Origin of the sequence: Modicisalibacter sp. MOD 31.J, from assembly GCF_020147985.1 — a bacterium.
GTDB classification, from domain to species: Bacteria; Pseudomonadota; Gammaproteobacteria; order Pseudomonadales; family Halomonadaceae; genus Modicisalibacter; species Modicisalibacter coralii.
On record NZ_JAGXFF010000001.1, the window covers coordinates 259,070 to 272,314 of the forward strand.

The following is a 13,245-nucleotide window of genomic DNA, read 5'->3' on the forward strand; positions in this document are numbered from 1 at the left end:
GGAGCGCATCATGACGCCGGAAACCCTGCAGCAGGCTGCCCAGCAACTGCGTGATGCCGCCGCCAGCGGCCACTTCATTCCCCCGCTGGGTGAGCGGTTCGAGGGCCTGGACATCGAATCGGCCTATGCCGTCCAGCAGTGCAATACCGACGTTCGGCTCGCAGCGGGACGCCGCATCGTCGGTCGCAAGATTGGACTCACGTCCCGGGTGGTCCAGGCGCAACTCGGCGTCGACCAACCCGACTACGGCAGCCTGTTCGACGACATGGGCTATGGCAACGCGGAGCCGATCCCCTGGAACCGCCTGCATCAGCCCAAGGTGGAGGCCGAGGTCGCCTTCGTGCTCAGCCATGATCTGACCATGGCCAATCCCACCCAGGTGGATGTGATCCGCGCCATCGACCATGCCGTGGCCGCCATCGAGGTGGTCGGCAGCCGCATCGCCGACTGGAAGATCGGCATCGCCGATACCATCGCCGACAACGCGTCGTCCGGCGCCTATGTGCTGGGCAGCGCCCCGCGTCGCCTCGTCGATCTGGATCTCGATCTGTGCGGCATGGTCATGGAGCGGCGCGGCGAGCCGGTTTCGGTCGGCGTGGGACGGGCTTGTCTGGGCAATCCGCTCAATGCCGTGGTGTGGCTGGCCCGCAGGATGGTGGAGCTCGGCCAGCCGTTGAGGGCCGGCGACCTGGTGCTTTCCGGGGCCCTGGGCCCCATGGTGTCGGTGCAACCCGGTGACGTGATCGAGGCGCGCATCAACGGCCTGGGCAGTGTCCAGGCTGTCTTCGAACAGACGGCGAACAATGAGGTGGCGGCATGAGCGATATCCAGCAGCACGCCCTTCGGCTCGACGAGGCGGCCCGCACCGCTACCGCCGTGGAGCAGCTCGACCCCGAATCGCGAATGTCACTGGAAGCGGCCTATGCCATCCAGGCGGCCTCCATTCAGCAGCGCTTGCAGCGTGGCGAGACACGGGTGGGCATGAAGATGGGCTTCACCAGTCGCGCCAAGATGGTCCAGATGGGCATCGACGACGTGATCTGGGGGCGCTTGACCAGTGCCATGCGCATCGAGGAGAACACGTCCCTGTCTCTCGCCGACTACGTCCACCCCCGGGTGGAGCCCGAGCTGGCCTTTCTGCTGGGTCGCGACCTGCCGGAGCGGATCACCGCCGCCGAGGCGCGGGGCGCCATCGACGCCATCGCCCCGGCGCTGGAGATCATCGATTCGCGCTACCGCGACTTCAAGTTCTCGCTGCCCGACGTGATTGCCGACAACGCCTCATCCACTGGCTTCGTGGTCGGCGACTGGGGAGACCCCAGGGGGGATTTCACCAACCTGGGACTGGTCATGAGCTTTGACGGCCAGCCCCGTCATGTGGGCTCCACTGCCGCCATTCTGGGCAATCCCATCCGTTCGCTGGTCGCCGCGGCGCGCCTGGCCGCCCAGGCCGGCGAGCCCCTGCGTGCCGGCGACATCGTGCTTGCAGGCGGCGCCACCGCCGCCGAGTGGCTCGAGCCCGGCCAGTACGTGCGCCTGGAAATGCAGCAACTGGGCAGTCTCGGTTTCCATGTGGAGGAGTGACCATGCCGATCGCCACCATCAACATCATCGAAGGTCGCAGCCAAGAGAAGAAGCAGCAGCTGATCGAGAGCGTGTCCCGCGCCATCAGCGAAAGTCTGGACGCCCCCCTGGAGAGCGTGCGGGTGCTGGTCCAGGAGTACCCTGCCACCCACTGGGGTGTGAGTGGGGAAACCATGCAGCAACGCCGCGCGCGGCAGCAGTGAGGGCATCATCATGGGTCAGAAAATCAAGGTCGCCATCATCGGTTCCGGCAACATCGGCACCGACCTGATGATCAAGATCCTCCGCCACGGGCAATTCCTGGAGATGGGGGCCATGGTCGGCATCGATCCCGCCTCCGATGGCCTGGCGCGGGCCGCCAAGCTCGGCGTGCCGACGACCGCCGAAGGCATCGATGGCCTGCTGGCGCTGGATGGCATCGACGACATCAGGATCGCCTTCGACGCCACCTCCGCCGGTGCCCATCAGCGCCACAGCGAGCTGCTCGAAGCCCGCGGCATCAGGGTGGTGGACCTGACGCCGGCCGCCATCGGCCCCTATGTGGTGCCGCCCATCAATCTGGACGAGCATCTCGACGCCCCCAACATCAACATGGTCACCTGCGGGGGGCAGGCCACGATTCCCATGGTCGCCGCCGTCTCTCGGGTCGCCAGGGTGCACTACGCGGAGATCGTCGCTTCCATTTCCAGCAAGTCCGCCGGACCGGGCACCCGCGCCAACATCGACGAGTTCACCGAGACCACCTCGAAGGCCATCGAGGTGTGCGGCGGGGCCGAGCGAGGCAAGGCCATCATCATCCTCAATCCCGCCGAGCCGCCCCTGTTGATGCGTGACAGTGTCTTCGTGCTCTCCGAGCCGGCCGATCGCGAGGCCATCGAGCGTTCCATCGAGGCAATGGTCGATACCGTCCAGCGCTACGTCCCCGGCTACCACCTCAAGCAACGGGTGCAATTCGAGGAGATTCCGGCCGAAGCGCCGCAGAATGTCCCCGGTATCGGCAGGGTCAGCGGTCTCAAGACATCGATCTATCTCGAGGTCGAGGGTGCCGCCCATTACCTGCCCGCCTTCGCCGGCAACCTGGACATCATGACCTCCGCCGCCAAGGCGTGTGCCGAGCGTCTGGCCGAGACGCGTCTGCTGGCCGCCACCGCCTGAGGGAGAAAGACCATGAGCAAGACACTATATATCTCCGATGTCACCTTGCGTGACGGCAGCCATGCAGTACGTCATCAGTACAGTCTGGATGATGCCAGGCGCATTGCCCGGGCCCTGGACGCCGCCCGCGTGGATTCCATCGAGGTCGCACACGGCGACGGCCTGCAGGGATCCAGCTTCAACTACGGCTTCGGGGCCCATACCGACCTCGAGTGGATCGAAGCGGTGGCCGAGGTGGTCGAGCATGCCATGATCACCACGCTGTTGCTGCCGGGGATAGGCACTGTCCACGATCTGGACGCCGCCTATGCCGCAGGCGCTCGCGGCGCTCGTATCGCCACGCACTGCACCGAGGCAGATGTCTCCCGTCAGCATATCGAGCATGCCCGCAAGCTCGGCATGGATACCGTGGGTTTTTTGATGATGAGCCATATGCAGACGCCCCGGGGCCTCGCCGAACAGGCCAGGCTGATGGAGAGCTACGGCGCCGAGACCCTCTATGTGGTGGACTCGGGTGGTGCTCTGACCATGAACGATGTGCGTGAGCGCTTCCGGGCGCTGAAGGATGTGCTCGACCCGGCGACGCGAACCGGCATTCACGCCCATCACAATCTCAGCCTCGGGGTCGCCAACTCCATCGTCGCCGTGGAGGAAGGCTGCGACCGGGTCGATGCCAGTCTCGCCGGCATGGGGGCCGGCGCCGGCAATGCCCCGCTGGAAGTGTTCGTCGCCGCCGCCGATCGTCTGGGCTGGGAACATGGCTGCGATCTCTACACCCTGATGGATGCCGCCGACGATATCGTGCGCCCCCTTCAGGACCGCCCGGTGCGGGTCGACCGCGAGACCCTGGCGCTGGGCTATGCGGGTGTCTATTCCAGCTTCCTGCGCCACGCCGAATCCGCCGCGCAGCGTTATGGACTGAAGACCGTCGACATCCTGGTGGAACTGGGGCGGCGTCAGATGGTTGGCGGCCAGGAAGACATGATCGTCGATGTGGCGCTGGACATGACCCGTCGATGACGCCGCGGCCGAGGCGTCTTTTCCCAGCAATCGCAGTCATTGACCCACTCTAAGGGAGTCCGGAAATGTCCTACCAGGAACCCATTCACGACGTCGCCAAGCTAGGCCACGCCGAGCTTCTCACCCCCAGGTTCGACGAGAGTCTGCATTTCTTCACCGAGGTCTATGGTCTCGACGTGGTGGCAACGGAAGGCGACAGCGCCTACCTGCGCGCCTGGGGTGACCATGACCTCACATCGCTGAAGCTCACTGCCTCCCGTCAGGCGGGGCTCGGTCACGTCGGCTGGCGGGCCATGAGCCCGCAGGCCCTGGAGCGTCGCGTTGCCGCTCTCGAGGCCTCCGGTATCCAGGGGCGCTGGATAGACGGCGATGTGGGGCACGGCAAGGCCTACCGCTTCACCGGCATCGGTGGCCACGAGATGGAGCTCTACTTCGAATCCGAGAAGTATCAAGCGCCGGCGGAAAAGCGGGCCTACCTGCCCAACCAGCCGCAGAAATACCATGGCCGCGGCGCGGCCGTGGAACGTATCGACCATATCAACCTGCTGACCCGGGACGTGGTGGCGATGCGCACCTTCGCCGCCGATACCATGGGGTTCAAGCTTCGCGAGCATTTGATCCCCGGCGGCCAGGGCGAAGAGGTCGGCGCCTGGATGAGCCTGATGAACAAGGCCCACGATCTGGCGATCACCAAGGAGCCGGCGGCGGGCGCCAGCGGCCGCCTGCATCACCTGGCCTATTACGCCAGCACGCGTGAGGAGGTGCTGCGCGCCGCCGAGATCTTCATGGAGAACGATGTCTTCATCGAGTTCGGGCCGGCCAAGCACTCGCGTACCCAGGGGTTCTTCCTCTATGTCTACGAGCCGGGCGGCAACCGCATCGAGGTATTCGCCGGCGGGTTCCATATCTTCGAACCGGACTGGGAGCCCGTGACCTGGGGCACCGAGACCAAGGGGCGTTCCACCGCCTGGGGGCTGGAGTGTCCGGCAAGCTTTCACGAGCATGCCACGCCGCTGCTCTAAGGAGCATAAAGGGTGCCGAATGCGGGGAGCCACTGAAGGTCAGGGGCAGTCGCAGTATACTGAAGACCGCTCTCTCGCTATTGGAAAGGCGTCATGACGCCGGCAAATCGGAGGTTCTGATCATGAACAGGATGGTGGAAAGTCTTGCCCCCGAGAGCCCGGAAGGGGGCCTCACCCTGGCCACCTCTCTGGTTCAGCGCCTGCGTCGGGCCATTCTCAGCGGTGAACTTCCTCCCGGGGCCAAGCTGCGTCTGGAGGCCCTGCGCGATCAGTTGAACCTGACCATCAGCCGCAGTCCTCTGCGCGAGGCGCTGTCGCGACTGGGTGCCGAAGGGCTGGTGCTGATCGAGGACAAGCGTGGCTATCGTGTCATGCCGGTATCGGAGAAGAACCTCGAGGAGATCGCCAAGTTGCGCATTCACTTCGAGGGGTTGGCGCTGCGCGAGGCGATTGCCAAGGGCGACCGGCGCTGGGAGGCCAGCATCATCGCCGCCCAATACGAGCTGGACGGCATCAAGCGTACCGACAACATGAACCTGGAGCAGCAGGAAGTCTGGGAAGAAGCCCATCGCCAGTTTCACCTCAAGCTGATCGAAGCCTGCGACATGCCCTTGCTGCTCAACTATTGCCGTACGCTCCACGACCTCAATGACCGGTATCGCCGCCTCTACCTGAAGAAAAACCCCTTCGACAGGGATACCCGGAGCGAACACGCGGCCATCGTGGAGGCGACCCTGGAGCGCAACGCCGATCTGGCGTGTGCCCTGCTGGCCCAGCATACCCAGCGCACCACGGACAACATTCGCACCATGCTGGCCCGCCAGCGAGACGAAGAGTTCAACGTCCAGCCGGACTGAGCGCCGGCCCAGCCGGCGCTACTCTCTGCAACCAACCGATACGATGCGGACGGGCTCCGGCCCGCCTGCAGGGAGCCCCTCATGCGTCATTCCATCGCGACGCTGTCGCTGTCCGGCACCTTGCCGGAGAAACTCCAGGCCATCGCCGCCGCCGGCTTCGATGGTTTCGAGCTGTTCGAGAACGACCTCCTGGCCTACCCGGGGTACCCCGGCGAGATCCGCCGAATGGCCGAGGACCTGGGGTTGACCATCGAGATCTTCCAGCCATTCCGTGACTTCGAGGGCGTCGGGCCCGAACAGCTGGCGCGTAACCTGGCGCGAGCCGAGGCCAAGTTCGATCTGATGGAACAGCTCGGTGTGGAGCTGATGCTGGTCTGCTCCAATGCCCAGCCCGGTGTCTCGGGCGATCCGGCCGTGGTGGGCGAGCAGCTTCATCGTCTGGCCGAACGCGCGGCGGCACGGGGCTTTCGGGTGGGCTTCGAGGCCCTCTCGTGGGGCAGTGCCATCGACCGCTTCGCGCAGGCCTGGGCCGCCGTCGAGGCCGCGGACCACCCGAACCTCGGGCTGATCCTCGACAGCTACCATAGCCTGGCCCTTGACGACGACATTGCTCCCATCGCCAAGCTACGCGGCGAGAAAATCTTCTTCCTGCAGCTCTCCGATGCGCCACGGGAGAGTGCTCGTCCGCCCTGGTACAGCCGTACGCTGCGCTCCTTCCCGGGCCTGGGGGAATACGACATGACCGGCTTCGTCGCGGCAGCACTCGAGGCCGGCTACCGTGGCCCGCTGTCGCTGGAAATGTTCAACGACGAGTTCCGTGCCGCGCCGTCCGGCCCCACGGCGCTGGCCGCCCGTCAGTCGCTGCTGTGGCTGGAGGAACGCCTGCAGGCCGACGCCCGGGTGCCGACCCAGGCCGATCGCCCGCTGTTTGGGCCCCCCGGGGCAGCGGATCTCGGCGGTTTCACCAGCCTCGAGCTGGCCGTGCCGCCCGCTCATCGCCAGGCCGTGGAGACATTGCTCGGCGCCCTGGGGCTGGTCGAGGCGGGCCGACACCCGCAAGCGCCGATCGTCCGCTTCACTGGCGAGGCATTCAGCGTCTACCTGCGTGAAACGCAAGACGGCGGGGTCGTCACGCTGGGCAGCCTGGGTCTCGATGGCGTCGCTGCCCAGGCCCTGCCGATGCGCCTGAAGGCCTATGGCCAAACCACTCGCGGCGATGATGCCCTGGGAGGGCGTCTGTTGACCACGCCGGCGGGCCTGACGCTGCGCCTCGACCCCGAGGGCGACATCGAGGCACGCTTCGAAGCCGTTCCTCTCCCCAAGAGCTCGTCGCGTGGCCGGCTGCGTGGCGTCGCCTTCGCCTTGCCCCGCAGCCTGGTGGAGAGCGAGGCCGGCTTCTGGCGCCACCTGATGGGGCTGCCCGCAGCGAGCACCGGCGTGCGCCACGAGCCGCGGGGCGTGGTCAGGCGGCGCCGTTGGCAGAGTGTCGAGGGTGGCGTGGCGATCGACCTGGAGACCACCTCGCATGCCGGTACCTCGACCGGACGCAGCCTGGTCCCTTCACCGGACCTGGCCCAGCACGGCACCTGCCGGGAGCTGCGGCTGGAGGTCGGCGATGTGGTGGCCACCGCCCAGCGGCTGAGTGCCGCTGGCCTGGCCGTGGAGCCGACGCCGTTCAACGACTACGACGATCTGATCGCGCGCCAGGCCGTGTCTCAACGCGATCGCATCCTGCTCGAGACCTATGCCCTGCGATACGAGCAGCGTGAGGGGCAAGACTACGTCTTCCTGCGGCTAGCCGTTCCCGGCAACCCCCATCTCATGCTCGAGGTCGGCGAATACCGTGCCTTCGGCACCTGATACCTTTTCCATTCGGGAGATACCCATGACAGCCACGCTACTCGTTCTCAACGGGCCCAACATCAACATGCTCGGCACCCGTCAGCCGGAACTCTATGGTCATGAGACCCTGGCCGATGTGGCGGCCCTCTGCCAGCGTCGGGGCGAGACCTGCGGCCTGACCATCGATTTCCGCCAGACCAACCATGAAGGCGAGCTGATCGACTGGTTGCACCAGGCCCGCGGCAAGGTGGACGGCGTCGTGCTCAATCCGGGGGCCTGGACCCACACCTCGGTGGCGATCCGCGATGCCATCCTGGCCTCAGAGCTGCCGGTCATTGAAGTGCATATCTCCAATGTGCATAAGCGCGAAGCCTTCCGTCACCACTCCTATGTCTCCGATGTGGCCGTCGGGGTGATCTGTGGACTGGGTACCCATGGCTATGCGTTGGCCATCGAGCATTTCTCCCAGCGGCTGGAGGCAACCACCCGATGAGCGCCGTCAATGACCATTCCGTGCTGGTCGGGCTGATCGGTGCCGGCATCCAGCGCTCCAAGACGCCGGACCTGCACATGGAGGAGGGTCGCCGCCAGGGGCTCGCCTATGTCTACAAGCTGATCGATCTGGACAGCCTGGGACTCGATGCCGAGGCTCTGCCGGAACTGTTGCGTGCCGTGCGCCTGGGCGCCTTCGACGGCCTCAACGTCACCTTTCCCTGCAAGCAGGCGATCCTTCCCTGCCTCGACGACCTCTCCGATGAAGCGCGTGCCATCGGCGCGATCAATACCGTGGTGCTCCGTGATGGCAAGCTGATTGGCCACAACACCGACTGCACCGGCTTCGGTGAGGCCTTCCGACGCAACCTGGGACAGGCGCCGCGTCGACGGGTCGTCCAGATGGGAGCCGGGGGCGCCGGTGCCGCCGTGGCCAACGCCCTGCTGGAGCAGGGCGTCGAGACCCTGGTGATCTTCGACACCGATGCCGGCAAGGTGCGCGAGCTGATCGCGTCCCTGGAAGGCCGCTTCGGTACGGGGCGGGCACGCGTCGGTACCGACCTGACGGCCGAGATGGCCGCCGCCGATGGCCTGGTCAACGCCACCCCGGTGGGCATGGACAAGCTGCCCGGTATGCCGGTCCCCGAGCCACTGCTGCGTGCCGACCTCTGGGTCGCCGACATCATCTACTTTCCCATGGAGACCGAACTGCTGCGCAAGGCCAGAGCGCTGGGCTGTACCACCATGGACGGCACCAACATGGCGGTGTTCCAGGCGGTCAAGGCCTTCGAGCTGATCAGCGGACGGCCCGCCGATGCCGATCGCATGATGTCGCACTTCCAGCGGCTTGCCGCGGCAGCCCCTGACCCCGCGGCCTGATGGTGTCGCGGGGCGCGCAGCCAGGACGAGATCGACGTGGGTGCAAACGTGGTCTTGCCGCCATGGCGGCGGCGATGTTCGAGGAGGATTTCTCGGGACGCATCCTGCCGTTCGATAGCGGGGCTGCGATTCATTACGCGGAGAAGGTCGCTGCGAGCGAGAGTGCAGGAGGGCAGATCGATATTGCCGATGCCCAGATTGTGGCTACCTGCATCCAGCATGAAGCGGTGCTGGCGCCCCGCAACATCAAGGGTTTCGGGGCGTTGAGCGTCGAGACGATCACTTGGGAAATGGGCGGATATCGGTAAACTGACGTTACAGGGGCTCGCTGCTGGGCGCGCCATCAAGAAGTTGCTTTTCCACAGCCCCTTTCCCGCGCTCCTTTACCTCCGTCATGCCGACATGAAGTCGTTCCAGCGCCGGACCAGGTAGTTGTGCTCGTCCATGACCGTATTCCATACGGCGATCCGGCTCATGCGCGTCAGGTAGTCACCGCCATCGCGGATTTCGCCCCGGTGGATCAGCCCGCTGGCACCGGATGGGTCGGCCAGGTTCTCGGCGGCGGGCTTGCCGGCGTACCAGTAGTCCCATTCGGCGGGCGACAGGTGGGGGCGGGTCAGCTCCGGGGTGGATATGTAGTAGCCCTGGCGGGCCATGACGGCGCCGGGCCATCCGGAGATCCACCAATTGAGGTAGTCATAGGCGGCATCGAGCGTGCGGCCCTTGGCATGGCGCGAGATCGACATGCCGCCGTACCAGGCGCGGTAGCCTTCCATGGGCGAAGCCATGCGCACCTTGATATGGCGTTTCTTGAGGTCGGTCATGGCCGGCGACCATAGACTCTCGATACCGACTCGGCCGCGCACCATGTCGGAGGAGGCCTGGTCCTGGTTGCTCCAGAACGCCCGGAAGTGCTGCTGGCGCTTGAGTGCGATCAGGCAGTCGATGAGGTTGTCGATCTCAGCCACGCTGAGATTGCCCAGATCCTTGAAGTCGACCAGGCCCGCCGCCTTGGCGGCCAGCGCCGCGTCGATCGCGCCGATGGCGCTGTCGTTCTGCAGGCTGACCATGCCCCGCCAGCGCTTGTCCAGCAGCCAGGCCCAGCTCTCCTGATCGCGACTCAATCCGTCCGGCAGCATGTCCAGGCGGTAGCCGAAGCTGTCGACGTTATGACTGACCGGCAGCATGGTGATGTGGCCGCTGGGGCGAGAGCCGCAACTGCCATCGGGCTGGATATAGAGACGATCGACCGGATTGCTGCCGGCGCCCAGCGGCGCGTGTGGCGTCAGGCGCCCGGTCTTCGGCAGGGCGTTGATCTTGTCCCAATTGTCGATGCGCGCGATATCGATGGGCTGGATGGCGTTGGCCGGCCACACGAAATCCACGTTGTGAAACCACTGGTCGTAGATGTCGAAGCTGTCCGGGGCCAGCACGCCGGCCCGTTGCGCGGCGACACCGTCGAGCACGTCGAACGTCAGGCGAATGCCCAGGTCGGCGCGCGCTTGCCGGCGAATGCTTTCCAGCAGCGTGACCGAAGTACCCAGCACGCGCAGGTTGACCGGGCCGCGTTGAACGTAGGGGCCGCCCGAAGCGGGTGAAGGTACGGCGTTAGGCATGGGAAATCCTGGGGCAAGGGTGGTCGCTAACGGCGCTCATGAAGGCTTGCAACGAGTCTGCCACGCGGCTGGCCGGGATACCACGCGTGATGAAGACGAGCTCCGAGCGGCGGTCGTCGTCGGGCCAGGCCTCGACATGCTCGGGGGGATGAATGGTGTGTTGTACGCCGTGGAGGATGACCGGCCGAGGATCGTCCCTGACGTGCAGCACCCCCTTGACCCGCATGATGTCGTTGCCGTGGCGGTTGAGGAGCATCGATAGCCACAGGCCGAAACAGGTCCAGTCCAGCTCGCCGTCGAAGGCCAGGCGGAAGGCGCTGACATCGCCCAGGTGGCTTCGTGTCTCGGGGCTGGCCGATTCGCGCCAGGGGCCGAGCCAAGTCCTGACCCGGGCGCGGGTGAAACGCTCGAGATGGGGGCCACTGGCGAACAGCGCGTCGCTGGGCTGGTCCAGGGCCTCGCGGCCCAGTCGTTGCGCGGCGGGATTGGTGGTATCCAGCAGGTCGTGGAGGTGGTCGATGCGGGACGTATCGACCAGATCGGTCTTGCTGATGACCAGCTTGTCGGCCACCGCGACCTGCGCTTCCCACACGGGGTGGTGCCGGCGGCTGTCGATGGCGTTGACGGCATCGACCAGCGTGAGGTTGGTCCCCGGACGAAGGTGGTGGCGCAGTACAGGGTCGGCGGTAATGGTGGAGGCGATCGGGCCGGGATCCGCCAGGCCGGTGGTTTCCAGCACGATGCGCCGGAACGCGGGAATCTCGCCGTTCTGCCGCCGTGACAGCAAGCGCCGCAGGGCGTCCGACAGCTCGCCGCGAATAGTGCAGCAGACGCAACCGCTGGCAAGCAGCACCGCATCCTCGGCGATCTCGCCGAGCAGCCGGTCGTCGAGGCCCACGTCGCCGAACTCGTTGATCAGCACGGCGCTGTCGCCGAAGGCCTCGCTGGCCAGCACCGACTTCAGCAGCGTGGTCTTGCCGCTGCCCAGAAAGCCCGAAATCACATGCACCGGTAGCAACGCAGTCGTGTCGGTCATCGAGAGTCTCCTCGCCGCGGCGTCAGCCCAGGGACGCCAGGAATGCCGCATCCAGGGGATCGAGCTCGCGCCCGCTCAGTTGCTCGGCCTGGCGCCAGACGCCGCCCAGGTCCTCGACCATCTCCCGCTTGCCGGTGGCGGTCGCCAGCACGAAGCTCGACGCCTGGAAGTCCTCGACCGCCAGACGACTCGGGCCGAGCACGCGATTGATCAACCTGGCCCGGTAGGCGCGGGCCCGACGGCGCTCGTGATGGGCCCGTTCCGGGTCTTCGATATGCGTGCTCCAGTGATCGTCACCGCCGAGGGCACCACAAAGTCCGCACATGGGATCTCCTTGAACGTGGAAACGTGATCGGGTTAGGGGGTGTCGCTCAGACACGCATCGACTGCCAGGGCCGCCCGCAAGAGCGCCTCGTCCTCGCCGCAGGGTGCGCTGAGCTGGATGCTGGTGTATTGGCCCTGGTCGTCGCGCCCGCTCGGCAGCGCGATCGCCGGGGAGTCCAGCAGGCTGGCCACCATGCTGAGGCGCAGCGTGGCCAGGTTGACCTCGGCAAACCGCTCGGGGTCCGCCTCCAGTGGCGACAGCAGGGGGGCGACGTGGGCCACGGTCGGGGTGAGTAGCGTCGCGCCCGCCAGGTCCTGGCGCAGGCGCGTCTGGAGTTCCCGGCGCTGACGATACAGCGTCACGACCCTATCCGGGGTCATGTGTCGCGCGGCCAGCAGTCGCTGCCGCACGCGGGGGTCCATGCGCTCGGCTTCGTCGCGCTCGAGTAGATCCCGGTACTCGGTATAGGCTTCCGCGGCGCCCAGCCAGCCGTGACGCTGGATGAGATCCAGGGTGTCGCCGACGCTGCCAATGGGCCGCCTGATCACCTGGAAGCCGGCCCGGGCGAGTCGCTCGGCGCTACTTTCCAGGTGTTGTCGCACGCCTGGCTCGAGGCGTTCGTCGTCGAGGCAGGTCGTGTCGAGCACGATCACCGTCTGCCCGGGGTCCGCCGGCTCTCGCGTCTCGACGGCTTGGCCGCGCAGCAGGTCGTCGATGGCCAGGCAGTCCGGCAGCGACGTCGCGATCGCCCCAATGGTGTCGAGGCTCGCGGCGAGTGGCGTGACACCCCGGCGATCGTGACGTGCCCGGGAGGGGCGGTAGGACACCAGGCCATTGAAGGCAGCGGGAACGCGCAGCGAGCCTGCGGTATCGGTACCGATGGCGGCCGGGACGATACCCTGGGCCACGGCGACCGCCGAGCCCGAACTCGAGCCGCCGGGCACCCGGGGGGGCGATCCCGCCGGCGTATGGTGAGGGGTGCCGTAATGCGGGTTCAGGCCCAGACCGGAGTACGCCAGCTCGGTCAGGTTGGTCTTGCCGAGACACACCAGGCCGCCTCCCGTGGCATGGCGGACCGCTGTGGCGTCGTGAGTGGCGGGCGCCTTGGCGAGCACCCGGCTGCCGGCGGTGGTCAGGGTGCCGGTGATGTCGAACAGGTCCTTCCAGGCCAGCGGGACCCCGTCGAGAGGGCTCAGCGGGATGCCGAGCCGCCGGCGGTGGGCGGCAGCCTCGGCCTCCGCCAGGGCGCGGTCCGGTGTCAACGAGATGAACACCGCGTGGCTGTCCCTGGCCTTCTCCAGACAGTGCTGCGTCAACGTCACCGGGTCGATGTCGCCGGCCTGGAGGGCCTGGCCGATGGCCAGCGCGGTGCAGGGAAGAGGATCCATGGGTTGTCTCCCGGTTGGGCGGGCGTCAC

Annotated in this window: 15 protein-coding genes; 11 read left to right on the forward strand and 4 right to left on the reverse strand. The window is 66.5% G+C overall.

The window, feature by feature from the left end; all coding sequences use genetic code 11:
* Nucleotides 1–10 precede the first annotated feature (10 nt).
* The 11 genes from KGR00_RS01170 to KGR00_RS01220 all read left to right on the forward strand — a co-directional run bounded on the left by KGR00_RS01170 (nt 11) and on the right by KGR00_RS01220 (nt 9,159).
* Nucleotides 11–820: a fumarylacetoacetate hydrolase family protein gene (locus tag KGR00_RS01170; protein ID WP_224418014.1), complete on the forward strand. Its 810-nt coding sequence runs from the start codon at nt 11–13 to the stop codon at nt 818–820.
* Nucleotides 817–1,584, forward strand: coding sequence for a fumarylacetoacetate hydrolase family protein (locus KGR00_RS01175; RefSeq protein WP_224418013.1), 768 nt, complete (start codon nt 817–819; stop codon nt 1,582–1,584). Before KGR00_RS01170 ends, KGR00_RS01175 begins: the two co-directional genes overlap by 4 nt.
* A gap of 2 nt (nt 1,585–1,586) precedes the next feature.
* A complete protein-coding gene (locus tag KGR00_RS01180; protein ID WP_224418012.1) occupies nt 1,587–1,787 on the forward strand; it encodes a 2-hydroxymuconate tautomerase in 201 nt (66 codons plus the stop codon).
* A gap of 10 nt (nt 1,788–1,797) precedes the next feature.
* On the forward strand, nt 1,798–2,739 hold the full coding sequence (locus KGR00_RS01185) for an acetaldehyde dehydrogenase (acetylating) (RefSeq protein WP_224418011.1): 942 nt from the start codon (nt 1,798–1,800) through the stop codon (nt 2,737–2,739).
* A gap of 12 nt (nt 2,740–2,751) precedes the next feature.
* Nucleotides 2,752–3,759, forward strand: coding sequence for a 4-hydroxy-2-oxovalerate aldolase (gene dmpG, locus KGR00_RS01190; RefSeq protein ID WP_224418010.1), 1,008 nt, complete (start codon nt 2,752–2,754; stop codon nt 3,757–3,759).
* Nucleotides 3,760–3,824: 65 nt separating this feature from the next.
* The gene (locus tag KGR00_RS01195) at nt 3,825–4,781 is read left to right on the forward strand and encodes a VOC family protein (RefSeq protein ID WP_224418009.1); all 957 of its coding nucleotides are present in this window, start codon (nt 3,825–3,827) and stop codon (nt 4,779–4,781) included.
* Between the two features lie 122 nt (nt 4,782–4,903).
* On the forward strand, nt 4,904–5,638 hold the full coding sequence (locus KGR00_RS01200; RefSeq protein WP_224418008.1) for a GntR family transcriptional regulator: 735 nt from the start codon (nt 4,904–4,906) through the stop codon (nt 5,636–5,638).
* A gap of 81 nt (nt 5,639–5,719) precedes the next feature.
* Nucleotides 5,720–7,498 carry a sugar phosphate isomerase/epimerase and 4-hydroxyphenylpyruvate domain-containing protein gene (locus tag KGR00_RS01205; RefSeq protein WP_224418007.1) on the forward strand — a complete coding sequence of 593 codons (1,779 nt, stop codon included), beginning with the start codon at nt 5,720–5,722 and terminating at the stop codon, nt 7,496–7,498.
* Nucleotides 7,499–7,523: 25 nt separating this feature from the next.
* Complete coding sequence (aroQ, locus tag KGR00_RS01210) at nt 7,524–7,973, forward strand: type II 3-dehydroquinate dehydratase (protein ID WP_224418006.1); 450 nt, start codon at nt 7,524–7,526, stop codon at nt 7,971–7,973.
* Nucleotides 7,970–8,851 (forward strand): shikimate dehydrogenase, encoded by an 882-nt coding sequence (locus tag KGR00_RS01215; protein WP_224418005.1) that lies wholly within the window; start codon nt 7,970–7,972, stop codon nt 8,849–8,851. Before aroQ ends, KGR00_RS01215 begins: the two co-directional genes overlap by 4 nt.
* A 74-nt stretch (nt 8,852–8,925) precedes the next feature.
* Entirely contained in the window at nt 8,926–9,159 is a 234-nt protein-coding gene (locus KGR00_RS01220) for a hypothetical protein (RefSeq protein ID WP_224424103.1), read from the forward strand.
* 84 nt (nt 9,160–9,243) lie between these two features.
* Here KGR00_RS01220 and KGR00_RS01225 read toward each other — a convergent pair whose 3' ends face one another.
* Genes KGR00_RS01225 through KGR00_RS01240 form a run of 4 tightly spaced genes read right to left on the reverse strand, consistent with a single transcriptional unit; the run spans nt 9,244 to nt 13,216 of the window.
* Nucleotides 9,244–10,467, reverse strand: a complete 1,224-nt coding sequence (locus KGR00_RS01225) for an extracellular solute-binding protein (RefSeq protein ID WP_224418003.1) — start codon at nt 10,465–10,467, stop codon at nt 9,244–9,246.
* Nucleotides 10,460–11,503, reverse strand: coding sequence for a GTP-binding protein (locus KGR00_RS01230; protein WP_224418002.1), 1,044 nt, complete (start codon nt 11,501–11,503; stop codon nt 10,460–10,462). The genes KGR00_RS01225 and KGR00_RS01230 overlap by 8 nt, the downstream gene beginning before the upstream one ends.
* A gap of 22 nt (nt 11,504–11,525) precedes the next feature.
* Complete coding sequence (locus KGR00_RS01235) at nt 11,526–11,828, reverse strand: hypothetical protein (protein WP_224418001.1); 303 nt, start codon at nt 11,826–11,828, stop codon at nt 11,526–11,528.
* Between the two features lie 32 nt (nt 11,829–11,860).
* Complete coding sequence (locus tag KGR00_RS01240; RefSeq protein WP_224418000.1) at nt 11,861–13,216, reverse strand: amidase family protein; 1,356 nt, start codon at nt 13,214–13,216, stop codon at nt 11,861–11,863.
* Between the last annotated feature and the right edge of the window lie 29 nt (nt 13,217–13,245).

Excerpts from the sequence above, each read along its gene's own strand:
- KGR00_RS01225 (WP_224418003.1), bottom strand. The coding sequence starts at position 10,467 with ATGCCTAACGCCGTACCTTCACCCGCTTCGGGCGGCCCCTACGTTCAA.
- KGR00_RS01175 (WP_224418013.1), top strand. The coding sequence starts at position 817 with ATGAGCGATATCCAGCAGCACGCCCTTCGGCTCGACGAGGCGGCCCGC.
- KGR00_RS01230 (WP_224418002.1), bottom strand. The coding sequence starts at position 11,503 with ATGACCGACACGACTGCGTTGCTACCGGTGCATGTGATTTCGGGCTTT.
- aroQ (WP_224418006.1), top strand. The coding sequence starts at position 7,524 with ATGACAGCCACGCTACTCGTTCTCAACGGGCCCAACATCAACATGCTC.
- KGR00_RS01220 (WP_224424103.1), top strand. The coding sequence starts at position 8,926 with ATGTTCGAGGAGGATTTCTCGGGACGCATCCTGCCGTTCGATAGCGGG.
- KGR00_RS01240 (WP_224418000.1), bottom strand. The coding sequence starts at position 13,216 with ATGGATCCTCTTCCCTGCACCGCGCTGGCCATCGGCCAGGCCCTCCAG.
- KGR00_RS01205 (WP_224418007.1), top strand. The coding sequence starts at position 5,720 with ATGCGTCATTCCATCGCGACGCTGTCGCTGTCCGGCACCTTGCCGGAG.
- KGR00_RS01235 (WP_224418001.1), bottom strand. The coding sequence starts at position 11,828 with ATGTGCGGACTTTGTGGTGCCCTCGGCGGTGACGATCACTGGAGCACG.
- KGR00_RS01180 (WP_224418012.1), top strand. The coding sequence starts at position 1,587 with ATGCCGATCGCCACCATCAACATCATCGAAGGTCGCAGCCAAGAGAAG.
- KGR00_RS01185 (WP_224418011.1), top strand. The coding sequence starts at position 1,798 with ATGGGTCAGAAAATCAAGGTCGCCATCATCGGTTCCGGCAACATCGGC.
- KGR00_RS01170 (WP_224418014.1), top strand. The coding sequence starts at position 11 with ATGACGCCGGAAACCCTGCAGCAGGCTGCCCAGCAACTGCGTGATGCC.
- dmpG (WP_224418010.1), top strand. The coding sequence starts at position 2,752 with ATGAGCAAGACACTATATATCTCCGATGTCACCTTGCGTGACGGCAGC.
- KGR00_RS01215 (WP_224418005.1), top strand. The coding sequence starts at position 7,970 with ATGAGCGCCGTCAATGACCATTCCGTGCTGGTCGGGCTGATCGGTGCC.
- KGR00_RS01200 (WP_224418008.1), top strand. The coding sequence starts at position 4,904 with ATGAACAGGATGGTGGAAAGTCTTGCCCCCGAGAGCCCGGAAGGGGGC.
- KGR00_RS01195 (WP_224418009.1), top strand. The coding sequence starts at position 3,825 with ATGTCCTACCAGGAACCCATTCACGACGTCGCCAAGCTAGGCCACGCC.